This window comes from Ruegeria sp. BC5 (genome assembly GCF_056539205.1).
The window spans coordinates 178,243-202,176 of the sequence record NZ_JBQFUN010000006.1; the positions used below are offsets into that span (position 1 = coordinate 178,243).

Consider the following 23,934-nt stretch of genomic DNA (forward strand, 5'->3'; position numbering starts at 1 on the left):
CCGGATGGACTTTATCCTTTCGCAACTGGCTGGATTTGGGACTGCATTCGTGGGTCTGGCAGTGGACCCGCTGACCTATCTGTATTTGATCGCATCCGTATTCCTGGGCATCACATTCGGCGCATTGCCCGGCCTTACGGCAACCCTGGCAGTGACGATCCTGACGGGTTTCTTCGGCAACAAAATCCCGCTCGACTATTCGCTCATCGCTTTGCTCGGGGCCTATGTCGGCGCGATTTACGGCGGCTCTTACCCGTCTATTTTGCTGAACATTCCGGGCACGGCAGCCAGCGCGGCGACGGCCATGGATGGCTACCCTCTGGCCAAAGCGGGTCGAGGGGGCGAAGCACTAGGGCTGACCACGACGGCCAGTTTCATTGGCACAGTTATCGGAACCATCACGCTTTTGATTTTTGTCTGGGCGCTGCTTTTGGTTTCAAAGAACATCGCAAGCCCGGAGAAAGCATTGCTGGCCCTATTCGGCATTCTGCTTTCGGGCACTTTGATGAGCGAAGACCTGGTGATTAAGGGATGGATCGCCGGTCTGATCGGGCTTGCGATGTCCATGGTGGGACTTGACCCTCTGTTGTCTGAGCCGCGCTATACCTTCGGCTGGTCTTACCTGATGAGCGGATTTCAGGTCGTGCCAGTTTTGATGGGTGCCTTTGCCATCCCCCAAATTATCGACGGTTTGAGGCACGTTGAGGCTGGGAAAGTTGTAGCCCTAAAGGGTCGAATCCTTCCGAACCTACGCTCCATCCGACGCTACCTGCCCACCATTGGCCGGTCAGGAGTGATTGGAACTGGGGTAGGAGCGCTTCCTGGCGTCGGCGAAGATGTCGCCGGTTGGGTCAGCTACGGTGTTGGCAAGACCGTATCTGCCGAGGGCGACAAGTTTGGAAAAGGATCATTGGAAGGTCTGCTGTGCTCCGAGACTGCAAACAACGCCTGTATTGGTGGTGCGCTAATCCCGCTTTTAGTGTTGGGCATTCCCGGTTCGCCACCCGCCGCGGCTTTGATGGGGGCCTTCAAGATCAACAACGTGATCCCAGGCCCCACGATAGACCCCGAGATCATTTTGCGCGTGGTTGCAATTTTAGTGCTGGCCTCCCTGACAATGTTCTTGATGGGCCTGTTCACCGCTCGGGTATTCATCAAAATACTTGCCATCCCGCAGACCATCTTCTTGCCAGTCGTGATGGTCCTGACAACAATCGGGTCTTTCAGCGTCGGTGGTGGCATCAATGATCTATACCTGATGCTTGGCGTCGGCGCCGTTGCTTACTTTATGAACCTCATGAAGTACCCAATCGCTCCACTGGTTATCGGGGTTATCCTGGGAGGTCTTTTTGATGAAACCTTCCGCCGGTCATTGTTCCTGTCGGATGGGGATCTTTCGGTCTTCTTATCTCGACCTGGAGCGGCCATTCTGCTGGTGCTCAACATTGGTCTGATCCTCAGCCAGCTGCCCGTTGCAAAGCGCGCTTTCTCACGTCTGAAAGGACTTTCTGTCTGATGTTTGTAGTCACTGTCACTTTCACTCTCAAACCCGGTACGAGAGACACTTATTTACCGCTGATGGTCGAAAACGCTTCAACTTCTTTGCGTGAAGAACCCGGATGCCAACAGTTTGACGTGTGCCTCGGCGACGATCCCGAGACAGTTTTTCTTTATGAGGTTTATGATGACAGCGCGGCGTTCTCTGCCCACCTAGAAAGCGCGCATTTTCAGTCCTTCGATGCGGCGGTGGCTGATATGATCGCCACCAAGGTAGTTCACCAGTATTCCGAGGTCATCCGATGAACGATTGGGAAATCCATGCCGTGAAATACGCGGATCGCAACGCCCGGACGCGAGCCGATAGCTTCATTGTCGATGATAATCATGACGCTCCTCACGCGATGGATTATTTTGTTTGGGTGCTCAAACGCGGTGACAAAGTCGTTCTGGTCGATACTGGTTATGACTCCGATGAGGCCGCCGCCCGTGGTCGTCCCATTGCGATGGACCCTCGCGAGGCTCTAAGCCCTTTAGACATTATGCCAGAAGCGGTGACTGAGGTCATTGTGACCCACCTTCATTATGACCACGCAGGGGGGCTGCATATGTTCCCTAACGCGAAGTTGCACATGCAGTCGGCGGAAATGGCCTTCGCTACAGGCCCCTGCATGTGCCAGGACCACCTGCGTGCACCTTTCACGGCTGGCCATGTTTGCGAGGTCGTAAAGCGTCTCTATTCAGGCAAGGTGGTGTTCTACGATGGAGAAGCCGAGATTGCAGATGGGGTAACGGTGCACTGCATCGGAGGGCATTCGCGCGGGTTGCAATGCGTTCGCGTAAGAACGGCGGCCGGGTGGATGGTACTCGCCTCTGACGCCTCGCATTATTACGAGAATTTCATGGCACGCAAAGCCTTTCCTATCGTCGTCGACCTGCAAGACATGATGGATGGTTTCGAGACACTTGAGAGGTTGGCTTCGCATTCTAGGCTTATCGTGCCCGGCCATGATCCACTTGTGCGTGAGGTTTTTCCCGTGGGCGCGGCACCGCATATCCATAGGCTGGATCCAGGGCCGACGCGGGACATTGAACTATGAAAATCGGCGTCATAGCGGACGATTTTACTGGTGCAAGTGATGTCGCAAACACCTTGGCGAAAGGTGTTGAGCCGGAAGGTGGACTACGAACGGCTCAGTTTCCGGGTATTCCAACTACCCCAGCCGACAAAGAGATCGAAGCGGGTGTGATCTCACTTAAGAGCCGCACCGCACCTATTGAGGAAGCCGTAGCGGACAGCTTGCAAGCTCTGCGGTGGCTTAAGGATCAAGGATGCCAGCAGTTCATTTTTAAATACTGCTCGACATTCGATTCCACTAATGAAGGAAACATCGGCCCGGTCGCGGAAGCGCTTGCCAACGAACTGGACGCGCAGAAGGTGGTTTTCTGTCCGGCCTTTCCCACCACGGGGCGTACCATCTATCACGGCCATCTTTTTGTGCTCGGCAAGCTATTGCACGAGTCTGGGATGGAAAATCACCCTCTTACTCCGATGACGGATGCGAACATCAGGCGTTGGTTGCAGCACCAGGCCAAAGAGGCGGTTGGGTTGGTTCCAGTTGGCACCGTGAAGCGAGGGCCAGAGGCGATTGCTGATGCGTTGCAGATCGCAGACGAACGCTTTGTAATCGGTGATGCGATTTCGGACGAGGATTTGCTGGCCTGGGGCGAGGCACTGATGGATGCCCAGCTGATTACCGGGGGATCCGGGATAGCATTGGGTCTACCCAGAAACTTCGTCAGAAAAGCTTCGTCCAAAAGAGGTGGCATTGTGTTCACAGGTATCTCTGGGCCTGCCGCTATCCTTGCAGGGTCATGTTCAGGTACGACACGCGGGCAGATCGATGTTCATGCGGAATCCAATCCGACGTTCGCCATCGATGTTCCGGGTGTTATGTCCGGGGATGTGACCACGCAAACGCTTCTGGATTTCTTTGAAACGCATTCAGGAGAGTCCCCTCTCGCTTACTCATCAGGAAGCCCGGAAGAGGTGCGTGCGATCCAAAGTCAATTCGGTCAAGAAGCAGTAGCGGACAGGCTGGACAATCTCTTTGCGGAAACAGCACGAGCACTTGTCCAAACGGGTTACAAGCGCCTTGTCGTGGCCGGAGGAGAGACGTCAGGCGCTGTCGCCAAGGCCGTCTCTGAGGCATTGGGTTCACCGGCCATGTCAATTGGGCCAGAGATCGACCCGGGCGTGCCAGTCTTGAGCGTTGGAAAGACTGAACCCATTGCGCTGGCTCTAAAGTCTGGAAACTTCGGCGCTCCGGACTTTTTCGCGAAGGCCCTCAGAATGATGGAGTCCGGTAAATGAGTTCTGAAGAACAGACACTGCGACGGCAGATGTCGGAACTGTGTGCATCGTTGTTTGCGCGTGGGTTTTCCGTCGGCACGGCGGGCAATGTCTCCGCGCGTTTACATGACGGGATCCTCATGACGCCAACGAATTCCACCTTGGGCGATATCGACCCCGAACGCATCGCCAAGATTAGTTTGGATGGCAACCACGTTTCCGGCGACAAGCCGACCAAAGAGGTTTTTCTGCATCAAGCCTTCTATGACACGCGGCCGGAAGCGGGCGCTGTGGTTCATCTGCACTCGACCTGGGCCACTGCTCTGTCGTGTCTGGAAGACACCGATCCCAATGACTGTATTCCGCCGCTTACGCCGTACGTGGTGATGCGCGTCGGCACGGTCAAGCTGGTTCCATACATCAAGCCAGGCGACCCGAAATCCGGTTACTTGATCCGCGAACTGGGCGGCAAGTATAGTGCGGTTCTGTTGGCCAATCACGGTCCCGTCGTCTCGGGAAAGGATCTCTTCTCAGCGGTCTGTGCAGCAGAAGAGTTAGAAGAAACAGCCAAGCTACTAGTGGCTTTGCGGGGCCTGCCAACCCGGTTGCTGGATGTAGCTCAAGTCGCAGAACTCAAAGAGACTTTCGGAAGGATTTAATCCGGCACCGAAAAGTGGAGTGCGCAGACTTTTGGGTAAATCGTGCAGAGTTATGAGCAAATATCGCGTAGAAATATGGTCGAACTTCAAGAATTTTCTTTTATGAAATCAATGGCGGTAATGCAGCGTTAGAAGAGCACCTACAGTCTCTGGGTTAGTTCAGCATCTCTGACGATGCAGACCTTTTTCGACAGTGCCCGCTTGTTAGACCTGATCTGAGAGGTGGACGACATTCAATTGGCGTCCAGGCTCAATAGCCGGACACGTCGCGGGCGTATTCCTGATAGATGCCGGGGTCAAAGATGGAATTCACTGCAAGCTCGCGTCTGGGCAACATGTCGCTGGGAAACACCTGCGCGGCCAAAAAAACCTCTGGCGTTATAAACCTCAGACCCTCGGGCAGATCCCCCAGTGTAGATGCGGGTTCATTGGTCGCAAGGTTGTAACCCCAAACCCCGAAAGAAGGGATCGACATCTGATAGTTCACCACCTGCGGGAACATCTCGGACAGGGTTTCCGATATCGTCCAATAGGTATGGGGGGAAAAGAAAGGTGAGCTGCTTTGTGTCACCAGAACGCCGTTTTGGGACAGAATGCCCTGAACCATGGCGTAGAACTCGACCGAATACAGTTTTGAAAGCGCCTCGCTATGAGGATCGGGAAAGTCGATGATGATCCGGTCATAGATCTGATCGGTGGATTTGACATAGTTGAAAGCGTCGGTGTTGTGAACGTTTAGTATGGATGCCTCCATGCTGTTGTCATTCAGACGTGCGACGGGGGCCAGATTGCGCCCCAGGTCGGTCATCGCTGGGTCAAGATCGACCAGATCGATACGCTCAACGCTGGGGTGTTTCAGGATTTCACGTACTGCCAGACCGTCGCCACCGCCAAGCACCAGAACCGACTTTGGGGTGCTATCCCCCCAGGACAAGGCAGGGTGGACCAACGCTTCGTGATAGCGGTATTCGTCGGTTTCAGCGAATTGCAGATGGCCATCAATGTACAGGCGCACGTCGTTTTTTTGCCAAGTATTGGTAACGACCAGCGACTGATACTGCGATTGTTTGCGCCAGACGATGCGATCAAAATACAGATGATCCTGCGCAAATGCAGTGATGCGCCCGGCCACCAAGGTCAGGGCGAACAACAAAACTATGGTACCAATGGCACAGGCCAGCATCCGTTTGGGCGCATCCAGTTGGTCGCGCAGACACAGGACGCTGAGCAGGCCAACCATGGCATTGGTCAGACCGATAGCGAAAGAGGATGAAATCAGCCCAAGCGACGGCAGCAACAGAATGGGAAACAGAACCGATCCCCCAAGCGCACCGATATAGTCTAGTGACAGCACATCAGCGATGGATTCCCGCGTTGTACTGCTTTCCGACAATACGCGCATCAGCAGCGGTATTTCCAACCCGACCAGAAATCCGATGGCCGAGATGAAGGTGAACATACCCACCGTGTAAAACCAGGGCGCGTAAGGAAAAAGCATGAACAGCGACACGCTGCACAGACCACCGATCAGCGCCAGTATCAGCTCAACCCAGATGAACGTCTGGATCAGATTGCCGTGGAAAAAACGGGACACATAGGACCCCACGCCCATGGCAAACATAAAAAACCCGATCGTAAGTGAGAACTGATAGACCGAGTTTCCCAGCAGATAGCTGGACACCGTACCGATGATCAATTCGTAGACAATGCCACAAAGGGCAACAACAAGGATTGCGCCAAGAAGAACCATCGCCTGCCGCCGGGGCAGCGCCGTGTAACGCGGTGTCAGAGTATCAGTCATTTCAAAATCCGAAAACGGGAAGACCCGGCACTGATAACGCGCCGGGTCTGAGTGGGGTTTGGTGTAGTCGCGGCGTCTTATTTACCGGCGCGCAAACCGCCCGAGCGGGCGCTGCGCGGGGCCGAGTAGCTGTTGCGCGGTGTCACTGACCGGTTGTTGAAGCTGGACGCGGTAATGCCGGCCGAGCGTTGGCGGCTGATCAGGTTGCCGATCAGAGCCCCCGCCAGGAATCCCGCCCCCGAGAACCGCAAGCCCGCGGATTGGCCGGTGGTGTCGGTGGCGATCAGGCGGTTGTTGGCCTCGTCAATCTCGATTGTGAAAATCTCACCCTCGCTCGAGTCGCGCGTGCCATTTGCGTTCGGATCGACAAAACCCGAGAATTTGGCGTCAGACAGAACCTCCATGCCCAGCGGTTCGTCATAAAAGCGCGGGTCCGAGTTCATGACCTGAGTCAGATATCCGGTGAACTCATCCACCTGCTCGTCAGATGCTTCGGCGATGCTGTTGGCTTCCAGGTATTCCTGATACTGGTTGATCGCGAATTCGGTCCGGTCCAGAACCTGCCCAAGATCGGCGGTTTGCTCGGACTTCGAACTAAAAAACATCGAATAGGCCACAAAGCCCACAACGCCAACAATGGCTATCGTCTTAATGTTTCCAAACATAACTTCTCCTATTGATTTGAGATTGTGATTCAGGTTTCGCCAAGGTTGCTGCTCCACCAGACCTGATGCAGGTCTTTGCCGTAGAACTCTTTGAGCTCGCCGCATTTTTTCAGGCCATTGGCCTGCAGTTCTGTTGCGTTGGCGTTGGACAGGTCGGACGGGATGGCCAGAACGGCCATGCGATAACTTTGCGCGCGCGCCAACGAAAGCTGTTGATCCAGCCCGCTCAGCCCGCTGCTGGTTTCGCACCAGCGCAGGCCGGCAACGTCGTCCGTTTCGGCAGCTTTGTGAATGTCGGTGAAGCTCAGGCCAGTGGTTGGCGATGGCTCTGCCGCCTGTATGTCGGGCGCTTCGGGATTGTCCAATCCATAGATGATCTTGGCTTCGCGTGGGCCGTGATACCCGGGTACCGTCAGTTCGACTTCGGCTCCGAATTCCTCATACAGTTTATGCGCCGCGGCATAGAGCTTTTTGCCAAACTCTTCATAGTCGCTGGTTTCGATGAAAATCTTGCGGACATGCATCTGGGCCAGTTTGCCAAGCAGGTCGTTCAGCATCTGGCTTCCCAGCCCCTTGCCCGCATGCGCCTGATCCAGATAAGTCCAGGACAGCCAGGCGATGTCCGGCGCATCTTCGTCGAGGCAATAGCCGATCAGCCCCAGCACCTCGCCGCGGTCCTGCAGGACGAACATGTTGTCCGTTCCTTCATGCACGAACTTGTTTTCGGCTTCGTCGGCATCATCTTCGTCGGTTTGGGTGATGATTTGGACAGCCGGGGATACATGCTGCCATTCCATGGGTTTAAGGGTTGGCCCTTTTGAGCCGAACAGGGTGCTAAACATGGCGAGTCCTCCTCCGATCAAGGCGGATGTGCTGTGGGTGAAAACGGCGATCTGAGGGCGCAGAAACAACAGCTCGGCGATAAGGACAAAGACAATCAGCGCCAGCATCCAACTGCGTCGCCCCTGTGTGCTTGTGGCAATCACTCCATAGGAAACCAGGCCATAGGCGACACTGGACAGCCCCACAAAACCGGGTCCGGCCAATTCGAATTCTGTTGTCGTTCCGGCAACGGCGCAAAGGATAACAAGCCCTGCGGTTCGGGCGCTGCCCAAGTGCGGTTCGCTGAGGCTGCCGCCAACAAGGATCAGCAGGCAATTGAGCGTCAGATGGTTCAGGTTGCCATGTCGGATCGAAAACAACAGATGATCTGGCAGCGTCACAATGGGTCCGGAATGCCGAACCGGACCCCACAGCGCATAAACGACTATCGCGCATAGTATGAGACTTATCGTGACCGGGCATCTGCGCAGTTCCTTCATCCGCCCTTTAGCAGCCCGCCGCCGCAAGCCGGTGTCTGCTCTGTCCGATCAGACCGCGCTTGATGGATTGCACATCGACGCGCTGGGGGCGGAAATAGGACTTCAAAACCTCTAAGCTGCGCTGTGGTTCTGCGTCACCGCACATAAAGATATCGATGGCGGCATATCCGTGTTCGGGCCAGGTGTGGACCGAGATGTGCGACTCGGCCAAAAGTGCCATGCCTGTGAAACCTGCCCGTTGTCCGAAATCGCGCATGTTGATCCCAAGAACCTGAGCATTGGCAGCAATTGCCGCGCGTCTCAGGGTCTCTTCTGCTGGGGAAGGATCGTATAGTGCGCTTGCATCGAAAAAATCTGCTATAAGGTGTAGGCCCAGAGAAGATGAGAACCCATCCATATGAAATCGAAACCTCAAATCCAAAAATTCTGTATCCTGACTATCCCTCTGATCTTGGTAGTCAATCTCAACTCAGGTTTATCTGAATTGGGTTGCTGGGCTGTGGCAAAAAAACACAACTCATGAGGGATTTGCGCTAAAATTTAATCAAGACCGCGACTGGTTCGGTTTTGGTGCTTTTGGGGGCAATTTCACATAACCTGCTGATCGGCTGTCTCAGGTTTGCTTTGACCTGGAATTAAACCGGTTCTGCCAGATCCTTGCGCGCTGTGCGTCGCGGTTTTCATATTCGGTGATGGCCTGGGCAATACCGCGATCCACCGATCCTTCCCGATCCGACCCGATATCCGTCATGCGCATGGTATACCACGCGGTCATCCCTCCGGGTGGAAGGGTGGTGAAGCGGGGGAAGGGGACCTCGTGTTGTCGCGCCTGCCACGTCCGGGGCAAAGCGGGATCAAGAACAAAGCCTCGTGCGATACCCACCGCATCCACATCCCCCGCCATAATTGCGGCTTCTGCCTCGTCGCGGCGCTTGAATCCTCCGGTGGCCATAAGCGGGATCGCGGTTAGACCGCGCGCCGCACGAACGAAGTCGAGGAAATAGGGGCCTTTGGACGTACGATCAGAACTGGACGGAGCGCCCGGGAAATAAGTTCCGCCGCTGATGTCCAATAGATCAACACCTTTGCCTTCAAGCTCTGCAACCACCTTCAGCGCGTCTTGTTCTGTAAGACCGCCGTCCAGCTGATCGGTGGCGTTGAGTTTGACAGCAACTGTAAAATTGCGGGGCACTGCGGCACGAACGGCCTCGACCGTTTCGATCAGCAGGCGCATCCGCGCGTGGATTGCGCCGCCATAGGCATCCGTCCGGCGGTTGAAGAGGGGTGAGAGAAATTGGCTCAGAAGAAACCCATGCGCGGCATGGATCTGGACGCCTCCAAAACCAAGTTTGGCTGCAAGATGGGCAGTGCGGGCAAATTGATCTGGGATTGCTCTGATTTCGGGCAAAGACATGGCTTCGCTGCGAAAGTCGGGGAAGTCTATCGCACTTGGGCCTCTGGGCTGGCTGATCGGTAAATGGGCCAACGCCCCGGCATGGCCGAGTTGCAGCCAAAGCTGCGCGCCGTCGGTCGCCCCGCGCCGGGCAAGATCGCTGAAGGCCGCCAAGTCGGCTTGTTCATCAAGCACCAAATTGCTTGGCTTTTCAGGGAAATGGGGATCGCCTTGCACCTCGCCGATAATTGACGCGGCCACACCCCCTGTTGCCCAACGTTCATACAGACGCATCTGTGCAGCGGTTGGGTTGCCCTGACCGTCGGCCAGTGAATCCGACATGGCCGATTTGATGATCCTGTGCTTCAAAACACGCCCGTTCGGCAGTGTAAGCGGCGTGAAGAGAGAGATGTTCGAGGCGGCGGGCAAGGTGGTTCTCCTTGGTTTTTGATCTCCACCTTAGATAATTTGGACAATCTCTTTTGATAATGTAGTGATTTGGATTAGTTTTTGATATTTTTTGGATCAAATGGCACAAAAGGCTGAACTGGAAATTCTTCTGGCCGTGGTTGATCACGGCAGTTTCTCGGCTGCGGCCCGCGCATTGGGATATACCCCGTCGGCCGTGGGCAAGCGGGTGTATCAGCTAGAGCAGAGGTTGCGGGTGCCGCTTCTCATACGCTCGACCCGGCGCATGACATTGACCAAGGCGGGACAGCGATATGTAGAGGAAGCGCGCGAGATTCTCGCCCGCCTGACGGCACTGGAAGAGGACATTGCCGATGGTGCCGACAGCCTGCATGGAACGATCCGCCTGACAAGCTCGGCGGCTTTTGGTCAGCGACACGTGATCCCTCTGGTTATTGAATTCATGGATCTCAACCCCGAGGTCGAGATTGACATGCTGTTGACGGACAAGGTTGTTGATCTGGTCGGAGAAGGTTTTGATATCGCGATCCGCAGCGGCGTTTTGCCGGACTCATCGCTTGTGTCGCGGAAACTGATGAACAATCGGCGGATACCATGTGCAGCGCCTACCTACCTTGAGCGGCACGGCGAACCGCAGCAACCACAGGAATTGACCGCGCATAAATGTCTACGCCTGGGACCGGAAAAACACCTGTCGGATTGGGGATTCACAGGAGCAGCGGGTCCCATATCGCGTCTTGGGCCGGGGTTTTCATGTAACAGCCTCGAAGCGCTCCATGCGGCGTGCTGCGCCGGGCGCGGCATTGCTTGGCTGCCGGAGTTTCTTGTCTCGAAGGACTTGCGCACTGGTCGCTTGACCTCGGTTTTGCCCGATCATGCTGAACCGAATGCCGGTGGTGGGATCTTTATTCTGCGCCCAGAAATGCCGTTTTTACCGCAGCGCGTGCGGGCCTTGATCAACTTTGTGGCCGACCATTTCTCGGGCAAGACCAGCCCCCGAGATGCTTGAGGTGCGGGCCGAGAAGGTCTGTTGCGCCTGAATTGATAAGATAGTTCCGCCAGAGCTGGGAATATTGGAACATTCTTCTTTTAAGAGTGGTGGTAAATCCACGATAAACCCCATATTAAGTGCGTCACGAATCCATCAGGCAGAAAAACAGTCCCGTGTTCGACCTACCGGCGCAGCGTGCGCATCTCTCCGAAAAATATGATCTGACCCCATCGCCCGAGCTTGCCGCAAGCATGAGCGATATCTATGACCGCATGTCCCGCGTGGTCTCGCCCGTCGATTGGGCGATCTATGCGCCCTATGTCAAGGCGATCAACGACCTGAAGGTCGAGCGCAACGCGGTCATTCTGGGCCATAACTACATGACGCCCGAAATTTACCATGGCATTTCGGATTTCGGCGGCGACAGCCTGCAACTGGCGATCAAAGCGACCGAGGTCGAGGCGGATGTGATTGTGCAATGCGGTGTGCATTTCATGGCCGAGACATCCAAGATTCTTAGCCCGGACAAGACGGTGCTGATGCCGGATATGGAGGCGGGATGCTCGCTGGCGGAATCGATCACCGCCGAAGGGATCGAGGAAATGCGTCGCCGGTATCCAGGTGCGCCGGTTGTGTCTTATGTGAACACCACGGCCGAGGTCAAAGCGGCGTCAGATATTTGTTGTACTTCGTCGAATGCCGCCCAGATTGTTGCGGCGCAAGACAGTCACACGGTCATCATGACGCCGGATCAGTATCTGGCGCAGAACGTGGCACGCGATGTGCCGCAGAAAAATGTGGTCTGGTGGGAAGGGTCATGCATCGTGCATGAACAATACAGCCCGCAAGATCTGCGCGATTTCCGGGAATGGAATCCGGGCACCCGCCTGATTGCGCACCCTGAATGCCCACCGGACGTTGTGGCCGAGGCAGATTTCTCGGGCTCCACCAGCGGTATCATCAAATACGTCTCGGACGAAAAGCCGGAAAAGGCGCTGCTGATTACCGAATGCTCGATGGCGTCGAATATTGCGGATTCACTGCCCGAGGTTGAGTTTGTCGGCCCCTGCAACATGTGCCCCTACATGAAGAAGATCACGCTGGAGAAGGTGCTGTTCGCGCTTGATACCATGACCGGGCAGGTCGAAGTTGACGCCGAAGTGGCGGACAAGGCCCGCCTGTCGGTGCAACGCATGATCGACTTGTCACGCCAGCTGGGTATTTGATCCGCGACATGCAGAGCGTTGAGACGCCGCGTGTGGTCATCATCGGCGCCGGGCTGGCGGCAGTCTATGCGGCCCTGAAGCTGGCCCCTTGCCCTGTGGTGATGATTTCGCCTGAACCGCTTGGATCGGGTGCAAGCTCGGCCTGGGCACAAGGCGGCGTTGCCGCTGCCATGGCGCGGACGGACAGCCCCGAAGCGCACGCGGACGACACCATGCGCGCCGGGGCCGGGTCGGTCCTGCGCGAGGTGGCCGAGTTCGTCACCAATGCCGCACCGGAACATATTTATGATCTGTCCGACTTGGGCACCGGGTTTGATCGCACCGCCGATGGTGGGTTCGTGCAATCGCGCGAGGCCGCGCATTCCGCCGCCCGCGTGGTCCGCGTCAAGGGCGATCAGGCCGGAACCGAGATCATGCGTGCTCTGATCGAGGAGGTGCGCCGAACGCCGTCGATTCAAGTGATCGAGGGCGCGCAGGCCGTAGGGCTGGAAAGCGACGGTACACAAGTGACCGGCGTTTACCTGACCCGCGCCGATGCCGCCGATGCGCCGCCGATATTGCTGCGCGGATCAGCGCATGTTCTGGCCACGGGGGGATCCTCGGGCCTTTATGCCCAAACCACCAATCCTGCACGTATCCGCGGGCAGGGGATCGGCATGGCTGCTCGCGCAGGCGCGCGCATTGCAGATGCCGAATTCGTGCAGTTCCACCCCACCGCCATCGACGTGGGCGAAGACCCGACGCCATTGGCAACCGAGGCGCTTCGGGGCGACGGTGCCATCCTGATCGACAGCGCCGGCCACCGGTTTATGCCCGACATCCACCCTGACGCTGAACTGGCCCCCCGCGACACGGTTGCGCGCGCCGTTTACCTGAAGGCGCAGGCGGGCAAACGCCCGGCATTGGACACGCGCCAGGCCATCGGGGCCGAGATGGCTAGGCAATTCCCCTCGGTCACCGAGGCCTGTTTGCGCAACGGTGTCGATCCTGCGACCGACCCCATCCCCGTGACCGCTTCGGCGCATTATCACATGGGCGGGGTTGAGACCGATCTGGCTGGGCGCAGCTCACTGATTGGGCTGTGGGTGTGCGGCGAGGCAGCCTCGACCGGGTTGCATGGGGCGAACCGGCTGGCGTCGAACGGGTTGCTTGAGGCGTTGGTGTTTGCCCGCTCTTGCGCGCGCGACATTGCAACCGTTGTGAATCCGCAGGACGCGGCTGAGGTGAACATTTGTTTTGCCACTGGTGGTGAGCTGATCAATGAACAGGATGTGGCCGCCCTGCGCGAAACCATGACCGAACATGTGGGTGTGGTGCGCGACGGTACCGGCCTGCGCCAAGCGTTGACGAAAATCGCGGCGTTGGAAGCCCGGCATGCGGGCTCTGATCTGTTTCTAAACATGACCGCCACCGCCACTCTGATCGCGGCTGCCGCGCTGCTGCGCGAAGAAAGTCGCGGTGCCCATTCCCGATCCGATTTCCCCGATCTCACCCCCGGCCCCGGCCAACGCTCGGCCCTGACGCTGAGCGAGGCGCTGGCCCTGCGGGACCGCATTGCAAAGGACACAGTATGAAATACCCGGCCCTGCCCGACTTGATCCTTGAACCGATGGTACGTTCCGCGTTGATGGAGGATCTGGGGGCCAATGGCGATATCACCACCCTGACCGTAATCCCTGCGGAAGCCACTTATTCTGCCCGGCTGAACGCGCGCGAGGACGCGGTTGTCTCGGGTATGCAGGTGGCTGCGCTGGCGTTCCGTCTGGTCGACCCGGCGCTGCGTGTCACCACCCACGTCGCCGACGGCCAACGCTGCACAAAAGGCGATACGTTGATGGAAATTGAGGGCAGCGCCGCTTCGATCCTGTCGGGCGAGCGGGTGGCGCTGAATTATGCCGGGCGCATGGCCGGGGTGGCGACCGCGACGGCGGCGCTGGTGGCCGAAACCAAAGGCGCCAATGCTCGCATCACCTGCACCCGCAAGACCACGCCCGGCCTGCGTATTGTCGAAAAACAAGCGGTTCTGCATGGTGGCGGGTTCAATCACCGCTTTTCCCTGTCCGACGCGATCCTGATCAAGGACAACCACATCGCCGCTGCCGGTGGGGTGCGCGCCGTGCTTGAGGCTACCAAGGCCCGCGCCTCGCACATGATGAAGGTCGAGATCGAAGTGGACACGCTGGACCAACTGGCCGAAGTGCTGGAGGTCGGCGGGGCCGATGTCGTGTTGCTGGACAACATGCCACCCGAGACATTGAAACAGGCGGTGGCACTGGTCGACGGCCGGATCGTGACCGAGGCATCGGGCAATATCAGCCGCGACACCGTGGCCGCCGTGGCGGCAACCGGCGTGGATTACATTTCATCCGGGGCGCTGACTCATTCCTATCGCACCATCGATATCGGGCTGGATTTCTGAACCAACTCAAACCCTCTCGCGGATGGAGGCCGCTCCGGTGCCATTCCCTCTGACCGCCCGCGAATAGTGATCGTGACCTATGTCAATGACGGCTCTGCGCCAGTGTTGTTCATTGGGGGCATATCGCTGGCCGGGCTGTGCAATCCTGATTGCCGTGCTCATGGACAGTTTGGGGGTGTGATGGCTTTCGGCGGCCCAAGCTCCAACTAAGAAGAGGCTCGCGTTGAACGCGCTGGGTTGGAAGAGGTGTTTGACCGGTTGGAGGGCTCAAATGGCTGATGGATGTGGTTGCGACCAGCACGCTCGGATGTATCTGACGGTGACAGAGGCTTTGGCTCGCGGACTGGCCGTTGCCGATCCGATTGCCGAGACCGAAACCGTGTCCCTGATCGATGCGACGGGTCGGGTGTTGGCTGAGGATTGCACCAGCAAAGTGGACATGCCCGCCTTCGACAATTCCGCCATGGATGGCTTTGCCGTCCGCACGACTGATCTGGGCAAAGGGCCCGTGTTCAACTTGCCGGTGGCGGGACGCATCGCCGCCGGGGACAGCGGTGCCCATGATACGCCAGCGGGTGCGGCCTTGCGCATTTTTACCGGTGCCCCGGTGCCCGCCGATTTCGACGCCGTGCTGATGCAGGAGGATTGCGAGGCCACCACCGGAGGTATCCGATTTACCCGCCGTCCCAAACCTTGCCAACATATCCGCCGCGCGGGGGAGGACTTGAAGGCCGGTGCCCCAATCCTGTCGCAAGGATGCGAGATCACCGCGCGCGAAGCTGCAGCACTGGCTTCGGCCGGGTATGGCGATGTGAATGTATTCCGGAAGCTGAAGGTCACCCTTTTTTCCACCGGTAATGAGCTGCAACAACCCGGTGAACCGCTGGGCCCGGGCCAGATTTACAACTCGAACCGCTATATGCTGCGGGCTTTGCTGAACAAGCCGTGGATTGATCTGATGGATATAGGCCCGGTCGCAGATGACCCCGAGCGGCTGGAGCAGGTGTTGCGGCAGGCCTGCGATGATGCCGATCTCATTGTCACAACGGGTGGTGTTTCGGTGGGGGATGAAGATCACATGCCGCGCCTGTTTGAAGCCATTGGCGGCCAGATTGACGTGATGAAGGTGGCCATGAAACCGGGTAAGCCGATCATTTTCGGTCGGCGCGGCGACGCGCTTTATGTCGGGCTGCCGGGCAATCCGGTTTCGGCTTTTGTGACATGGCAGATCATCGGGTCGCACATGATGGCACGTCGGGCTGGTCTGCGTCATACGCCGCCAACCCCGGAACAGGCGGTGCTGGCCGAACCGCTGCAGCGCCACGCTGGGCGTCAGGAATACCGTCCGGTCATGATCGACGACACGACTTCCGACGGCGTTCCACGGCTGCGTTTGATGGCACCTTCATATAGCGGCCGGGTTGCGACGCTTGCACAGGCGGATGGTCTTGCAGTCATCCCTGCGGAAACCGAAACGCTGCCACAAGGTCATAAGTTGCCGTTTCTTCGTTTTTGAAACAGATGCCCGGATCAACTTAGGTTTTTGTACATATAGGTCGTAGGCTCTAGCCGGTCCTCAAGCGGATTGCGGCAATAGTCCGGGATCTCTCCGGCGATCTGAAAGCCTAGGCTTTGATACAGGATGCGTGACGGGTCTGTACTGCGTGTGTCAAGCACCAGCAAGGTACGGCCCAGCTGGATAGCCCGGTCCTGAAGCGCCGCCATCAAGACCCGCCCCAAACCCCGGCGTCTGGCGCTGGGGTGAACCAGCAGTTTGGCTACATCGGCCCGATGTGGCTGGTTGGGCATCGTCGCGGGGATCAATTGCACCGTGCCCACAATGCGTTCGTTTTCACGAAAGACGAACAGGTCCAGCGAGCCGGTCTGTACGTTGGGCCGCACCCGGTCTTGCCAATAGGAGCGGGCCTGATCCGATGAAAAGGGCAGGATGAACCCGATACTGGCCCCGTCCTGTACACAAGCGTGCAGGATATCGGTCAGGTCGTCCAAGGCGGTGTCAAAGCTGCAATCGTCGATGCGTGTAATCATATCAGCACCAGTAGGTACCGTGCCCCACGCGCGGGCGTTGTTTCAAACCGCGTGGGACCCGCAAGGTGATAGCGCAGGCAATCGCCGCCATTCAAATCATGGGCAACGCCGTCTACGGTCAGTTTCAGCGCGCCGTCCAACATGATCAGGTGATGTTCTTGCCCAGGTTTTGGTGGCGCATCGTACGTGATTATCGCATCGGGGGGCAGGTGACCTTCCAGCACCTCTCCGCTAAGCCCAGTGGCGGGCGGAGATACCGAGCGACGGGTAAATCCGGTTTCCGGGTCGCGCCATTCGGGTTGCCGTTCGAACGGTACGCGAGGGTCGAAACTGTCTTCGACCATCATCAGCAGACGCGACATCGGCAGGCCAAAAGCTGCACAGAGCCGCCCCAGCGTTTCAGCGGTCGGGCTGACATCGCCCTTTTCCATCCGCGAAAGCGTGGCGCGGCTAATGCCGCTGTGTTCGGCCAGTTGGTCCAGTGACCACCCATGGCTCCGGCGCAGTTCGTTCAGACGGTTGGCGAGGCGGTTCGAGAGATCATCCAGCATGTTCATATGTGAGAATATCGTTCATTATAGAGATTATTCTGCAAAAATATGTAATATGCAATAAAAAAGGGCGCAGAAATTCCTGCGCCCTTCAAAGTGTTAAGGTCTCGTGCACTGGGTTATTTCCAGCCAGCCTCGTTGAAGATTTTTTGCGCTTCAGGAAGGTTCTTGGCGACCTCGGACAGGTTCACTTCATCTGCCTTGAACTCACCCAGTGACTTAACCGAGTCCGCAAGTGCGACGCCGTTCACCGCCGGGAACTCGTCATTGCCGGCCGAGAAATATTGCTGGGCCGAGTCGCTGGCCAGGTATTCCAGGAACAGGACCGCATTGTCCTTGTTCGGTGCATTCGCGGCGACACCGGCCCCGGAAAGGTTCATGTGCGCGCCAGTGCTGTCGTTGTTAGGGAACACCCAGCCGATTGAGTCGATTTCCGACGAAACGCCTTTGACATCTTTGCGGATGGCGCGGGCAAAGTAATAGGTGTTCGACACGGCGATATCACATTCGCCCGAAACAATGCCACGCAGCTGGTCGGTGTCGCCGCCCTGCGGATCGCGCGCCATGTTGGCGACGATGCCTTCGGCCCAGGCTTTGGCGGCTTCAGGTCCTTCGTGGGTGATGATCGATGCCAGAAGCGTTTGGTTATATGTGTTGCTGGACGAGCGGATGCAGACCAGACCCTTGTATTCAGGTTTCGCCAGATCGGCGTAGGTGGCCGGCGGGTTGGCTACGTTTTCTTTGTCGAAAAAGATAATGCGGCCACGCTGCGAAAAGCCGAACCATTGGTTGTCATTGTCTTGCAGATTGGCAGGGATACGTTCTTCGAGCACTGCACTGTCGACCGGTTGCAAAATGCCCGCGTCTTTGGCCCGCGCCAGACGCGAGGTGTCTACGGTCAACAGGATGTCCGCGGGCGAGTTGGCGCCCTCAGCTTCCATCCGTGCAATGAGTTCGTCGGCCTTGCCTTCGATACGGTTGATGGTGATGCCGGTCGCCTCTTCGAAATCAGAATAGAGACGTTCGTCGGTGTCGTAGTGGCGTGACGAGTACAGGTTCAGTTCACCTTCGGCGGCGGCAGAGGTAGCAACCAAAGCCATCAGAGCGGCGGCAACGCAGGTAGAGGATTTCAGCATCATTTGTCCCAACATTGAAAATCGTGGCGGGTATTAACCCGACTGATTTGGTCAATTAAACGATTCTGAGGGGGATGCAAGGAAATCTGACAGATTTAGTTGGTCAAAATGTCGCTCGCCTTTCCTGCTGCGCACTTGCTGTCAGGATCGACGCTGTTTGCTCTGTCTTCCTTCCGGTTGCGGTGGTGCGGGTGACGGCGCCGGCTCAGGTTCCGGATCGTCGCTCAGTACCGGTTCCTTGGTCAGCATGGCCTGAGTTACAGCTTCCATGTATTTTTGCAGCATGACCGGCGGATCGGCCGGTGCGAGTTTGATGGTCAACCTGCTTGCACCTTCCTGACTATAGGCATAGCGCGAGGAATAGCTGGCGTTGACCTGGGCCGCCACGGGCCCCCAGCCGCCTTTCACTGAAGCGCTACCTGATTTTTCGGTCTGTTTGGTCATCGAGATCGCCATTTTGACCTCTATCTCGGCCTCCTGCACCGCATAGAATGCAGGGAGGAATCCCATCGACACGAGGCTGAATTCTTTGGCGGGGCCGTCGGGATTGGAGAGATCGGGAAGCAGGATTTTCTGATCGGCCATGTATTTGGCCATATCAGTCGAGTGGCGATCCAACTCGCTTTGTGATTCAGCGACCGAAAGTGCCAGCTTTTGAACCATTTCTGCAAAGGGAACGTTCAGCAGTTCTTGCCCGATACTCATTGTTCAAACTCCTTTTGAAAAATTTGTGTTCACTCGATGATTTGCGTTTTTGACCGCCTTCGGACCGAAAACGTAACTTTCGATGCGTTCTGGCTGACCGCCTGTTTCTTGGCGTTGGTTGCGATCTGTGCCCTATTGCCATCTTGGCCCAGCCCGACCACGGCCTCGACCTTTACATTGTCGATGGTAAACTCGCTGCTTCCGTCTGAACCGGCGAGAATCTGTTCGCCCAGTGCCTGTGAAAATTCCTGAGCGTCGACAACCTGAGTGTCTTCGTCGCCCGAATTCATTTCTGACCGACCCTGGGCCAACGGGTTTGTTACCGGAGACACCGCGCCCATCAGCATGCCGCCGCCGCCTTCTTCCAGATCGTCAATCCGATTCTGCAGGTCCGAAATTGTTTGAAGCAAAGTGGTCTCGCGCTGCTCCATTGCGGTAAGACGGTCAGCAAGTGACTGCAACAGTGTCGCAAAGGCTTCGGGCAATTCGGTGACGCGTACATCAATAGGTGGTCTCTTGGGGGCCTTAACTGTCTTACGTGCCATCGGTGTCCTCTGGTGACCTGTTGTCATCTACTGGGCCCGGAGCAAAGCGCATGCGCATGGTCGATGCACTTTTGGTGTCGACCGTATCGGTCTGGGTCAACTTCGGTCCCATGAAGATCGAGATGATTGCGGGCCGCTTGCCTTCTTCCGTCTTAGTGCTCATCTCCATTACGACTTTCAATTCCACATCGACATCCTGCATGTGATAGAAAACCGGTGGGATGCCCATGTCGCGAAGCTCCTGCGGGTAGTTCTTTAGGGCGTTCAACTGGTCGAGGCTTAGTTGCTCGGCGGCTTGCGCCACGCTCCTGCCAATATCCGCGACCATATCGGTCAGGGTCGTTCCGAGTATTTCACCGTCGGCCAAGTTGACCTCCCGTCATCGAAAATCCGGAGAACGTTAACACGAGAACGCTCTATCACAACGCGAAATATCAAAATCAAACTTGCCAAGCCCCTTACGGGGCTGAGCGCAGGCAAGAAACGCATAGTTGGAAAACAAAAAAACCGCGCTCGAAGGCGCGGTTTCTTTAAGTGGTTATGTGCAGTTCTTAGCCCTGACGAGCTTTGAACTTGCGCTGCGTCTTGTTGATCACGTAGACGCGGCCTTTGCGACGCACAATACGGCAATCACGGTGCCGGTTCTTGAGCGAGCGGAGCGAGTTCTTGACCTTCATTGGTCTGTCTCCAATCTGCGGCGCCTTCATCAAGGACGTGGCCAGCGCCTGGGTTAGTCGGGTGCCCCGGAAGCCCGGAACAGTGAAATCATGGTGGGCGGTACAAGGATCGAACTTGTGACCCCTTCGATGTCAACGAAGTGCTCTACCGCTGAGCTAACCGCCCACGTCCCGTTGCGTTGTCCTACCCCATAACGAAATGGGGCGCGGAACCCCGCGCCGGTAGCGGGGTCTATAAAAGGAGTCGCAAAGGGGTTCAAGGGGTTTGGTAGAACTATTTTCCGGTCTATGTTCAATGCGAACAAGGAGTCACCATGCCGAACGCCCCCTATGTATTGGACATGCCCGCCAGACGCACGTCATGCGTGGTGTTTTCTTCTCCTCATAGTGGTCGGAGTTACCCTCAAACGCTGTTGAACCGCACGGTTCTAAGTGAAAATGTGATTCGATCCTCGGAAGATGCCTTTGTAGATCAGCTGTTTTCTGCGGCGGCTGAATTTGGCGCGCCGTTGATCTCGGCAGTGTTGCCACGGGCGTATCTGGATCTGAACCGCAGTGCCGAGGAACTGGATCCGGCACTGGTCCAAGGGGCGCGACGTTCCGGGCATAACCCCCGGGTGGCATCCGGGTTGGGGGTGATTCCCCGCGTGGTGGCCAATGGGCGCGCGATTTATCGCGGCAAGCTGACGATGGATGAGGCGCGTCTGCGCATCGACACCTGCTGGCGGCCCTATCATGCACGTCTCAAATCCTTGTTGGCCGAATCGCTCGACGTCTTCGGTCAGGCGATCCTGATCGATTGCCACTCGATGCCGCATGAGGCGGTCGCCATGGCCAGCAACGCAAAATCCAAGCGACCAGATGTGGTGTTGGGGGACAGGTTTGGCGCGTCAGCCTCGATCGAGGTTGTGGATCGGATCGAAGCGGCCTTTGTGTCCGCCGGGCTGAACGTGGCACGCAACGCGCCCTTTGCCGGGGCGTATGTGACCCAGACCTATGGCCGCCCCGCCCGTCAGCAACATGCGGTGCAGATTGAAGTTGACCGGGCGCTTTACATGGACGAGGCCAACATCGTGCCGAATGAGAATTTTGCCCTGTTTCAAGAGATTCTGCGCGACATCATTCAGGAAATCGCCAGCATTGGCGATGATCCAGTTCGCCTGGCGGCCGAGTAAGCTCAGCGCAGCGCGCGGCCTTTCACAATTGCATCATTGCCAAAACGGCGCCGAATCTCGTCGGTGGCGCGTTCGGCCTGTGATCGCTGAGTGGCTCCCGGATCCAGCAAATCGCCCGATATATCGGCCTGCGCTTCGGGGCACAAATCAGACAAGCCAACGCCCAGCAATCGATATGGCCCCTGATCGCCAACCTGGTCGAAAAGGCCACGGGCCGTGCGATAAAGGCGATCGGCAATCTGGGTGGCATCACGCAGGGAAATGCGCCGGGTGATGATCTTGTGATTGGCTCGTTTGAGTTTCAGGGTGACAACACGCCCGGCCAAACCTTTGGCCTTTGCCCTGTCCGCCACCTTTTCGGAAAGGCGCCAGATGTGCCCATCCAGAATATCCAGACTGGCGGTATCTTCGAAAAACGTCGTTTCGTTGCTGATGGATTTTATCGGCTCATGGGCCGAGACGCGTCGCCTGTCCTGCCCGCGCGCCAGATGCCACAGCCGGTAACCCATTGATCCGAACCGTGCGGTCAGCGCCTCTTGGTCCCAGCGCAGCAGGTCGGAAAAACTGCGGATACCCGCGCGATCCAGCGATTCCTGCGCGGCAGGGCCGATGCCCCAGATCAGCCGCACGGGTTTGTCGTACAGGAACTCAGCCGTTTCCGCCTTTCCGATCACCGAGAATCCGCGTGGCTTGTCGAGGTCCGAGGCGACCTTGGCCAGAAACTTGTTGTGCGACAGCCCGATAGAGCCGGTCACGCCCAACTCATCCTTCATCCGCCGAACCAGCCGCGCCAGCATAACGGCAGGCGGCGCGCCATGCAGGCGCTGCGTGCCGGACAGATCCATAAACGCCTCGTCCAGCGATAGCGGTTCGACCACCGGGGTCAGTTCGTCCATCATCTTGCGAATCTCGCGCGACACTTCGGCATAGACCGACATGCGCGGCTTGATCACCACCGCCTCGGGGCACAGTTGCAAGGCTTTGAACATCGGCATGGCCGACCGCACCCCGCGAATGCGCGCCACATAACAAGCGGTCGACACCACGCCGCGTTTACCGCCGCCGATGATTACCGGCTTGTCGGCCAACTCGGGATTGTCCCGCTTTTCGACCGAAGCATAGAAGGCATCGCAATCCATATGTGCGATGGACAGATCAAACAGCTCGGGATGCGCCTTGATCCGCGGGCTGCCGCAGGCAGTGCAGCGCCGTTCGTCGGTCAATGTGGTCAGGCAATCTCGGCAGAGACCGGGCATGAAATCTTCCCGCCTTTCATGCGATTCAATTAGTGGTTTCCTTATACCAGCCCCAGCTGTGGCACGAAATGCCAGCGATTACTGAAAGCAGGGTCATGTCCGAAAGAAGACCCCCCGCGAAGTGGCGGGGGGAGGTGACGGACCTCAGGAAGAGAGGGTCCGCGGGGAGTATCACACCCCTAGAATCGCGCAAAACCGCCAATTTCGATAGGACCGAGGTCACACATGAGAAACTCGTATTTTTCATGTGTGTTTTGGGGCACAGCGGCGATTTGGCACGGTTGGGCCGGAAAGTGACGTTAGGTCAACTGGTTGCAAGCCGTTTCTGCGCGGAAATTCGCTGATTTGGTGGCACTTGTCAGTGATGTGTCAAGGAATTTAACTCAGCAAGAACCGCCTGGGCTGCGGCTTTTGGGTCCTGTGCCTGATAGATCGGGCGGCCAACAACGATGTGATCGGCACCGTCGCTGATTGCACTGGCCGGGGTGGCCACACGTTTCTGATCGCCCAATGCTGCGCCTGCTGGTCGGACACCTGGAGTAACGATCAGACGACCTTCGGCCTGGGGCAGGGCGCGGATTAGCGCGGCCTCTTGCGGGCTGGCGATGACGCCATCGGCCCCGGCCTCTAGCGCGCGTGCCGCACGTTCGACCACCAGTTCCTGCACGTTGCCCTCTTTCAGCAGGCTGGCATCCAGATCGTCGCGGTTCAGCGAGGTCAGGATGGTCACGGCGAGGATTTTAAGGTCCTTGCCCGTAGCACCCTCTTTCGCGGCGCGTACCACATGGGGATCACCATGAACGGTCAGGAAATCCAGATCGAACTGTGCTAACCCGCGCACAGCGTTTTCCACTGTGTTGCCGATGTCGAACAGCTTCATGTCCAGAAAAATGCGCTTGCCGTGATCCTGTTTCAGCTCATTAGCCAGGGCCAGCCCGCCCCCGGTCAGCATACCCAGCCCGATCTTGTAGAAAGATACGGCATCGCCCAGCCGCTCGGCCATGGCCAGACCTTGCAAGGCGTTTGGAACATCAAGGGCAACGATCAGGCGGTCATCGGACATGGGGCAAGCTCCTTTTTGGCAA

At 57.4% G+C, this 23,934-nt stretch carries 25 protein-coding genes and 1 tRNA gene; 11 read left to right on the plus strand and 15 right to left on the minus strand.

Features of this window, described 5'->3' with window-relative positions:
• Window positions 1–4: 4 nt before the first annotated feature.
• Genes ACR0LY_RS15060 through otnC form a run of 5 tightly spaced genes read left to right on the plus strand, consistent with a single transcriptional unit; the run spans window position 5 to window position 4,509 of the window.
• Window positions 5–1,516, plus strand: coding sequence for a tripartite tricarboxylate transporter permease (locus tag ACR0LY_RS15060; protein ID WP_170352029.1), 1,512 nt, complete (start codon window positions 5–7; stop codon window positions 1,514–1,516).
• Window positions 1,516–1,803 (plus strand): putative quinol monooxygenase, encoded by a 288-nt coding sequence (locus tag ACR0LY_RS15065; RefSeq protein WP_170352028.1) that lies wholly within the window; start codon window positions 1,516–1,518, stop codon window positions 1,801–1,803. Before ACR0LY_RS15060 ends, ACR0LY_RS15065 begins: the two co-directional genes overlap by 1 nt.
• On the plus strand, window positions 1,800–2,597 hold the full coding sequence (locus ACR0LY_RS15070) for an N-acyl homoserine lactonase family protein (protein WP_170352027.1): 798 nt from the start codon (window positions 1,800–1,802) through the stop codon (window positions 2,595–2,597). Before ACR0LY_RS15065 ends, ACR0LY_RS15070 begins: the two co-directional genes overlap by 4 nt.
• The gene (otnK, locus tag ACR0LY_RS15075; RefSeq protein ID WP_170352026.1) at window positions 2,594–3,871 is read left to right on the plus strand and encodes a 3-oxo-tetronate kinase; all 1,278 of its coding nucleotides are present in this window, start codon (window positions 2,594–2,596) and stop codon (window positions 3,869–3,871) included. Before ACR0LY_RS15070 ends, otnK begins: the two co-directional genes overlap by 4 nt.
• A complete protein-coding gene (gene otnC / locus ACR0LY_RS15080; protein WP_170352025.1) occupies window positions 3,868–4,509 on the plus strand; it encodes a 3-oxo-tetronate 4-phosphate decarboxylase in 642 nt (213 codons plus the stop codon). Before otnK ends, otnC begins: the two co-directional genes overlap by 4 nt.
• A 250-nt stretch (window positions 4,510–4,759) precedes the next feature.
• Here the strand turns inward: otnC and ACR0LY_RS15085 are convergent, their stop codons facing one another.
• From ACR0LY_RS15085 to ACR0LY_RS15105, 5 genes are all read right to left on the minus strand, one after another.
• The gene (locus ACR0LY_RS15085) at window positions 4,760–6,310 is read right to left on the minus strand and encodes a polyamine aminopropyltransferase (protein WP_170352024.1); all 1,551 of its coding nucleotides are present in this window, start codon (window positions 6,308–6,310) and stop codon (window positions 4,760–4,762) included.
• Between the two features lie 77 nt (window positions 6,311–6,387).
• The gene (locus ACR0LY_RS15090; RefSeq protein ID WP_170352023.1) at window positions 6,388–6,975 is read right to left on the minus strand and encodes a hypothetical protein; all 588 of its coding nucleotides are present in this window, start codon (window positions 6,973–6,975) and stop codon (window positions 6,388–6,390) included.
• A gap of 29 nt (window positions 6,976–7,004) precedes the next feature.
• Entirely contained in the window at window positions 7,005–8,198 is a 1,194-nt protein-coding gene (locus ACR0LY_RS15095) for a GNAT family N-acetyltransferase (protein WP_170352022.1), read from the minus strand.
• 106 nt (window positions 8,199–8,304) lie between these two features.
• Window positions 8,305–8,694, minus strand: a complete 390-nt coding sequence (speD, locus tag ACR0LY_RS15100; protein ID WP_170352021.1) for an adenosylmethionine decarboxylase — start codon at window positions 8,692–8,694, stop codon at window positions 8,305–8,307.
• A 216-nt stretch (window positions 8,695–8,910) separates the two neighbouring features.
• Complete coding sequence (locus ACR0LY_RS15105) at window positions 8,911–10,059, minus strand: oxidoreductase (protein WP_254440288.1); 1,149 nt, start codon at window positions 10,057–10,059, stop codon at window positions 8,911–8,913.
• Window positions 10,060–10,219: 160 nt separating this feature from the next.
• Between ACR0LY_RS15105 and ACR0LY_RS15110 the strand changes: the two genes are divergently transcribed.
• The 5 genes from ACR0LY_RS15110 to ACR0LY_RS15130 all read left to right on the plus strand — a co-directional run bounded on the left by ACR0LY_RS15110 (window position 10,220) and on the right by ACR0LY_RS15130 (window position 16,271).
• Window positions 10,220–11,128, plus strand: coding sequence for a LysR family transcriptional regulator (locus ACR0LY_RS15110; RefSeq protein ID WP_170352019.1), 909 nt, complete (start codon window positions 10,220–10,222; stop codon window positions 11,126–11,128).
• Between the two features lie 155 nt (window positions 11,129–11,283).
• Window positions 11,284–12,336 (plus strand): quinolinate synthase NadA, encoded by a 1,053-nt coding sequence (gene nadA, locus ACR0LY_RS15115; protein ID WP_170352018.1) that lies wholly within the window; start codon window positions 11,284–11,286, stop codon window positions 12,334–12,336.
• Window positions 12,337–12,344: 8 nt separating this feature from the next.
• Window positions 12,345–13,910 (plus strand): L-aspartate oxidase, encoded by a 1,566-nt coding sequence (locus ACR0LY_RS15120; protein ID WP_170352017.1) that lies wholly within the window; start codon window positions 12,345–12,347, stop codon window positions 13,908–13,910.
• The gene (gene nadC, locus ACR0LY_RS15125) at window positions 13,907–14,755 is read left to right on the plus strand and encodes a carboxylating nicotinate-nucleotide diphosphorylase (RefSeq protein WP_170352016.1); all 849 of its coding nucleotides are present in this window, start codon (window positions 13,907–13,909) and stop codon (window positions 14,753–14,755) included. The genes ACR0LY_RS15120 and nadC overlap by 4 nt, the downstream gene beginning before the upstream one ends.
• A gap of 271 nt (window positions 14,756–15,026) precedes the next feature.
• Window positions 15,027–16,271: a molybdopterin molybdotransferase MoeA gene (locus ACR0LY_RS15130; RefSeq protein ID WP_170352015.1), complete on the plus strand. Its 1,245-nt coding sequence runs from the start codon at window positions 15,027–15,029 to the stop codon at window positions 16,269–16,271.
• Window positions 16,272–16,285: 14 nt separating this feature from the next.
• Here the strand turns inward: ACR0LY_RS15130 and ACR0LY_RS15135 are convergent, their stop codons facing one another.
• The 8 genes from ACR0LY_RS15135 to ACR0LY_RS15170 all read right to left on the minus strand — a co-directional run bounded on the left by ACR0LY_RS15135 (window position 16,286) and on the right by ACR0LY_RS15170 (window position 20,584).
• A complete protein-coding gene (locus tag ACR0LY_RS15135) occupies window positions 16,286–16,804 on the minus strand; it encodes a GNAT family N-acetyltransferase (RefSeq protein ID WP_170352014.1) in 519 nt (172 codons plus the stop codon).
• The gene (locus ACR0LY_RS15140; RefSeq protein ID WP_170352061.1) at window positions 16,801–17,355 is read right to left on the minus strand and encodes a helix-turn-helix transcriptional regulator; all 555 of its coding nucleotides are present in this window, start codon (window positions 17,353–17,355) and stop codon (window positions 16,801–16,803) included. The genes ACR0LY_RS15135 and ACR0LY_RS15140 overlap by 4 nt, the downstream gene beginning before the upstream one ends.
• A gap of 119 nt (window positions 17,356–17,474) precedes the next feature.
• Window positions 17,475–18,491 carry a Fe(3+) ABC transporter substrate-binding protein gene (locus ACR0LY_RS15145; RefSeq protein WP_170352060.1) on the minus strand — a complete coding sequence of 339 codons (1,017 nt, stop codon included), beginning with the start codon at window positions 18,489–18,491 and terminating at the stop codon, window positions 17,475–17,477.
• A 141-nt stretch (window positions 18,492–18,632) separates the two neighbouring features.
• On the minus strand, window positions 18,633–19,196 hold the full coding sequence (locus ACR0LY_RS15150) for a hypothetical protein (protein WP_170352013.1): 564 nt from the start codon (window positions 19,194–19,196) through the stop codon (window positions 18,633–18,635).
• A 29-nt stretch (window positions 19,197–19,225) separates the two neighbouring features.
• Window positions 19,226–19,741, minus strand: a complete 516-nt coding sequence (locus ACR0LY_RS15155; RefSeq protein WP_170352012.1) for a hypothetical protein — start codon at window positions 19,739–19,741, stop codon at window positions 19,226–19,228.
• Window positions 19,731–20,108 (minus strand): hypothetical protein, encoded by a 378-nt coding sequence (locus ACR0LY_RS15160; RefSeq protein ID WP_170352011.1) that lies wholly within the window; start codon window positions 20,106–20,108, stop codon window positions 19,731–19,733. Before ACR0LY_RS15160 ends, ACR0LY_RS15155 begins: the two co-directional genes overlap by 11 nt.
• A gap of 184 nt (window positions 20,109–20,292) precedes the next feature.
• Window positions 20,293–20,418, minus strand: coding sequence for a type B 50S ribosomal protein L36 (gene ykgO, locus ACR0LY_RS15165; RefSeq protein ID WP_008755722.1), 126 nt, complete (start codon window positions 20,416–20,418; stop codon window positions 20,293–20,295).
• 91 nt (window positions 20,419–20,509) lie between these two features.
• Window positions 20,510–20,584: transfer RNA gene (locus tag ACR0LY_RS15170), tRNA-Val, on the minus strand.
• Between the two features lie 148 nt (window positions 20,585–20,732).
• Between ACR0LY_RS15170 and ACR0LY_RS15175 the strand changes: the two genes are divergently transcribed.
• Window positions 20,733–21,593: an N-formylglutamate amidohydrolase gene (locus ACR0LY_RS15175; RefSeq protein ID WP_170352010.1), complete on the plus strand. Its 861-nt coding sequence runs from the start codon at window positions 20,733–20,735 to the stop codon at window positions 21,591–21,593.
• Window positions 21,594–21,595: 2 nt separating this feature from the next.
• Here ACR0LY_RS15175 and ACR0LY_RS15180 read toward each other — a convergent pair whose 3' ends face one another.
• Entirely contained in the window at window positions 21,596–22,849 is a 1,254-nt protein-coding gene (locus ACR0LY_RS15180) for a DNA polymerase IV (protein ID WP_170352009.1), read from the minus strand.
• A gap of 358 nt (window positions 22,850–23,207) precedes the next feature.
• Window positions 23,208–23,912, minus strand: a complete 705-nt coding sequence (pyrF, locus tag ACR0LY_RS15185; RefSeq protein WP_170352008.1) for an orotidine-5'-phosphate decarboxylase — start codon at window positions 23,910–23,912, stop codon at window positions 23,208–23,210.
• Window positions 23,913–23,934 lie beyond the last annotated feature (22 nt).

What these genes read in the sequence shown, in the direction of transcription:
- ACR0LY_RS15060 (WP_170352029.1), top strand. Translation starts at nt 5, where the DNA reads ATGGACTTTATCCTTTCGCAACTGGCTGGATTTGGGACTGCATTCGTG.
- ACR0LY_RS15065 (WP_170352028.1), top strand. Translation starts at nt 1,516, where the DNA reads ATGTTTGTAGTCACTGTCACTTTCACTCTCAAACCCGGTACGAGAGAC.
- ACR0LY_RS15070 (WP_170352027.1), top strand. Translation starts at nt 1,800, where the DNA reads ATGAACGATTGGGAAATCCATGCCGTGAAATACGCGGATCGCAACGCC.
- otnK (WP_170352026.1), top strand. Translation starts at nt 2,594, where the DNA reads ATGAAAATCGGCGTCATAGCGGACGATTTTACTGGTGCAAGTGATGTC.
- otnC (WP_170352025.1), top strand. Translation starts at nt 3,868, where the DNA reads ATGAGTTCTGAAGAACAGACACTGCGACGGCAGATGTCGGAACTGTGT.
- ACR0LY_RS15085 (WP_170352024.1), bottom strand. Translation starts at nt 6,310, where the DNA reads ATGACTGATACTCTGACACCGCGTTACACGGCGCTGCCCCGGCGGCAG.
- ACR0LY_RS15090 (WP_170352023.1), bottom strand. Translation starts at nt 6,975, where the DNA reads ATGTTTGGAAACATTAAGACGATAGCCATTGTTGGCGTTGTGGGCTTT.
- speD (WP_170352021.1), bottom strand. Translation starts at nt 8,694, where the DNA reads ATGGATGGGTTCTCATCTTCTCTGGGCCTACACCTTATAGCAGATTTT.
- ACR0LY_RS15110 (WP_170352019.1), top strand. Translation starts at nt 10,220, where the DNA reads ATGGCACAAAAGGCTGAACTGGAAATTCTTCTGGCCGTGGTTGATCAC.
- ACR0LY_RS15120 (WP_170352017.1), top strand. Translation starts at nt 12,345, where the DNA reads ATGCAGAGCGTTGAGACGCCGCGTGTGGTCATCATCGGCGCCGGGCTG.
- nadC (WP_170352016.1), top strand. Translation starts at nt 13,907, where the DNA reads ATGAAATACCCGGCCCTGCCCGACTTGATCCTTGAACCGATGGTACGT.
- ACR0LY_RS15130 (WP_170352015.1), top strand. Translation starts at nt 15,027, where the DNA reads ATGGCTGATGGATGTGGTTGCGACCAGCACGCTCGGATGTATCTGACG.
- ACR0LY_RS15135 (WP_170352014.1), bottom strand. Translation starts at nt 16,804, where the DNA reads ATGATTACACGCATCGACGATTGCAGCTTTGACACCGCCTTGGACGAC.
- ACR0LY_RS15140 (WP_170352061.1), bottom strand. Translation starts at nt 17,355, where the DNA reads ATGCTGGATGATCTCTCGAACCGCCTCGCCAACCGTCTGAACGAACTG.
- ACR0LY_RS15145 (WP_170352060.1), bottom strand. Translation starts at nt 18,491, where the DNA reads ATGCTGAAATCCTCTACCTGCGTTGCCGCCGCTCTGATGGCTTTGGTT.
- ACR0LY_RS15150 (WP_170352013.1), bottom strand. Translation starts at nt 19,196, where the DNA reads ATGAGTATCGGGCAAGAACTGCTGAACGTTCCCTTTGCAGAAATGGTT.
- ACR0LY_RS15155 (WP_170352012.1), bottom strand. Translation starts at nt 19,741, where the DNA reads ATGGCACGTAAGACAGTTAAGGCCCCCAAGAGACCACCTATTGATGTA.
- ykgO (WP_008755722.1), bottom strand. Translation starts at nt 20,418, where the DNA reads ATGAAGGTCAAGAACTCGCTCCGCTCGCTCAAGAACCGGCACCGTGAT.
- ACR0LY_RS15175 (WP_170352010.1), top strand. Translation starts at nt 20,733, where the DNA reads ATGCCGAACGCCCCCTATGTATTGGACATGCCCGCCAGACGCACGTCA.
- ACR0LY_RS15180 (WP_170352009.1), bottom strand. Translation starts at nt 22,849, where the DNA reads ATGCCCGGTCTCTGCCGAGATTGCCTGACCACATTGACCGACGAACGG.
- pyrF (WP_170352008.1), bottom strand. Translation starts at nt 23,912, where the DNA reads ATGTCCGATGACCGCCTGATCGTTGCCCTTGATGTTCCAAACGCCTTG.